Here is a 3,451-nt window from a genome sequence, read left to right as displayed (position 1 = left end):
CGACTGCAGAGCATGGGCGGTAAACTGAGCTGTGTCGGCATCGGCGATTAGCGGATGGCCAGTGCTGCCGAGGCCATAGGCGATCGAGGTGACCTTGGCGCCGTCCGCGCCGCCGTCGAACACCATCGTGCCGGTCGCGGAGGTCTCAATGAACGAGCCGTTGGCATTGGCGGTTTCCTGGACCGTGATGCGGCCGGAATAGCTTGCGGTTGGCATGTCGTCATTGACTTCAACGCGGATGATGCTGGTGGTCGTATCGCCGTCGCCATCATGGAAGGCGACGGTTGCATCGACGCGCAGCATGTCGATCGGCGAGCCGTCGGCTTTTGCGAAATGGTCGACCGCCTGCAGAAGCTTGGCGGTGACAGTCGTACCATTTGCGGCGAGCTCGATCACGGCGTTGCCGATAGTGCCGACGTAACCGGTAATCTTCGTGCCGTCGGCGGAAAGCTGGAAGGTGAGCGGCTGGCCGTCTGCCTTGAGTGGCGAAACATACGTCGCGCCGGGGCTCGCCAGCGTGAAGTCGATATTGCCCTGCATACCTGGGCCGAGGTCGAGATGGACCGCGCCGGTGAAGGTGGTCACGCCTGCGCCGTCAGCACCGTAATTCACCGTGAAGCTCTTCGATTCCGTATCCGGCGTCGAGCCGTTGATGTCGGCTTCACTGAGCGTGATGTAGCGGTCGACATTTCCGGCGACCGGAACGTCGTCCTTGATGCCGACCCCGAAGGTGCCGGTGATCTTGTCGCCGTCGCCGTCCGTCGCCGTGTAGGTGACGCTGATTGCCAGATTATTGGCGCCGTTGCTGGCCGGGCCATGCGCCAGCGTGTTGTCGAGCAGCGAGAAGGTGTAGGTGCCGTTGCTGTTCAGCACGATCTTCCACGAGCCGTCATTGGCCGTCAGCGAATGGGTCGCATCCGACCAGGTCGCCTGGCTGGCGGCGAGAACGACCTTGCCGCCGTCCGCACCGAGCGAGATGTCGAGATAGCCGCTCGCCGAAAGACCAGGCGTATGCGGCGAGGTGCCGTCCGGCAGGTCGTTTTCGGACAACGAGAGGCCCGAGGCAACTGGCCTGTCCAGAACCGGGCCGTCGTCATCGAAACGGATGGCGTTGCCGATCGAGACCGACTGGCTGGCAATATCGCCGTCGCTGTCGATGGCGGTGACCACGGCGGAAACCTTGCCGGCGAGGTCGATCCTGTCGTCGTCCGCCTTGTTCACGTTCGGGTTGGACAGCGACAGATACTGGGCCACGCTGACGCGTCCGTCGGAGTCGACGTGGATTGCGAATGCCGCCTCGCCCGTCGGAATGCGGCCGACGACGATGCCGTTTTCCAGTGTCAGCGTGATCGGCGCGCCGGCGGTCGTGGTGAGGCCCGAAGCAGCATTGTCGATCCGAAGCGTTAGGCTGGCGGCGGCCGGTCCATCCGCGCCGACGGAAACAGTCGTATCCACAACATCGTCACGCGCATAGACCACCCGCGTGTCCGGATCACTGCCCGCATGCGTGACGCCGGCGAAGAGGTTTCTAACGCTCCGCTCTCTCGTGTTGTCGTCGTTATCGTCGCCGCCACTCTCGTCGATGGTGACCGAGCCGTCCCGGAAGATGCTGACGACCGGCGCATCGTCGGTGATCGTCACGATGAGCTTGCCGCCGAGCGTGATGCTGTCGCCGTCGCGGTCGATCGCCTGGATGACTGAACCGAAGTCAATGCCGGAAACCGTCGCCGAACCGGACTGCAGGTCATTGCCGCCGCCCGATGCATGGTCGAGCTGGTCATACTGCTGGAACTGGAAGCTGCCGTCGCTTTCCAGCGTCAGAGACAGGACCGGGCGGTCGGCGAACGGATTATAGGCTGGGCTGCCGGTATTGACATAGCCGATGATCATGTTGCCGATCACGGTGTAGGACAGTTCGCCGCCCTGCGACGACAAATGCAGTGCAGCGAGCGTCTGGGTGGCATTGGCCGTGACGGAGAAGCCGCCACCTTGAGCCGCGCCGTCGGCGCCAAAGGCGACCGTCGAGGCGACGGAGCCGGTAACCGTTGCAGAAAAGCCGGTGGGCAACAGATTGAACTCGGAAGAGGAGCCATCCTGCTCACCGTCGAACGGGCTGTTGCCCTGCGACAGGAAGTTGAAGATGTCGCCTTCATCGGATGTGACCGCAACTGCCGGGCCGGACAGGACCGGAGCGTCGTCGCGGAATTGGATTTTGCCGCCGATGTCGATCGACTTGGTCGCGACATCGCCGTCGAAGTCGGTCGCGGTGACAACAGCAGAAATCTTACCGACAAGGTTCACCAGGTCATTGGAATCGCCGCCGTTCGGATGCTGAATCGCCTGGTACTGACCGATACTGACGCGGCCGGAGCTGTCGATGCTGATCGCAAAGACGGCATCGCCATGGGCATCGCGGCCAATGACAAGGCCGTTTTCTTCCGTCAGCGTAATCGCTTCACCAGAAATCGTCTTCAGGCCGGAATTGGCATCCGTGACGTCAAGCGTCAGCGAAACGCTCTTCGGTTCGTCCGCGCCCGCACTCGAGCCGTAATTGACGATCGCATTGCCACCGCGGGCATAGCCCAAGGCCTGCAGGCTTTCGCCGCTTTCCAAGCCTGCGAAGACGGAAAGCGCGCCGGTGTCGTTGCTGCCAGTATTCTGGCCGGCGGTTTCGTCATGCGTAACTGTTCGGCCCGTCAGCGAAATCGAAACGGTCGGCAGATCATCGGTGATCGTCACGACGAGTTTGCCGCCGAGCGTGACGCTGTCGCCATCGGCATCGGTGGCCTTGATGACCGAGCCGAAGTCGATGCCAGCAATCGTGTGGCTTTCCCCCGCCTGCAAATCATTCCCAGCGCCCGGAGCGTGGTCGAGCTGATCATACTGTTGAAACTTGAAGCTGCCGTCACTGTTCAGCGTCATCGACAGGACCGGACGGTCGAAGAGAGGGTTGTAGCCCGCACTGCCGGTGTTGACATAGCCGATGATCATGTTGCCGATCACCGTGTAGGACAGTTCGCCGCCCTTCGACGATAGCTGCAATACGGAGAGTGTTTGGGTGGCGTCGGCAGCAAACGAGAAGCTGCCGACTCGAGCTGCACCGTCAGCGCCGAAAGAAACGGTCGAGGCAACCGAGCCGGAGACAGTCGCCGCATCGCCGAGACCAAACACCGAGGGCTCCGAAGACGAACCATCCGCCGTGCCGTCATTGGGGCTGTTGCCATGCGACAGGAGGAGATTTGAAATATCGCCTTCGTCGGAAGTAACTGCAATAACCTTTTGCGAAACAACCGGCACATCGTCATTGACGTTGATCGTCAGCGAGCCGGTCGCAGTGTCACCGTCGCCGTCCGTCGTCGTAAAGCCGATGGTGACCGGCAGGTTTTCTTCCGAAGCACCGGCGGTCGTGTGTACCAGCGGAGCGGAGAGATCGAACTTGTAGCTGCCGTCG

The 3,451-nt window shown here is 62.0% G+C and carries 1 protein-coding gene; it reads right to left on the bottom strand.

Translation table 11 applies throughout. The annotated features are described in order from the left end of the window. Positions 1–3,451 (bottom strand): DUF5801 repeats-in-toxin domain-containing protein (locus BN1800_RS41910; protein ID WP_210191324.1); only part of this gene is annotated, 3,451 nt, incomplete at both ends.

This window comes from Rhizobium sullae (genome assembly GCF_900169785.1).
Lineage (GTDB): Bacteria > Pseudomonadota > Alphaproteobacteria > Rhizobiales > Rhizobiaceae > Rhizobium > Rhizobium sullae.
This window is presented reverse-complemented; position numbering and strand designations above follow the sequence as displayed.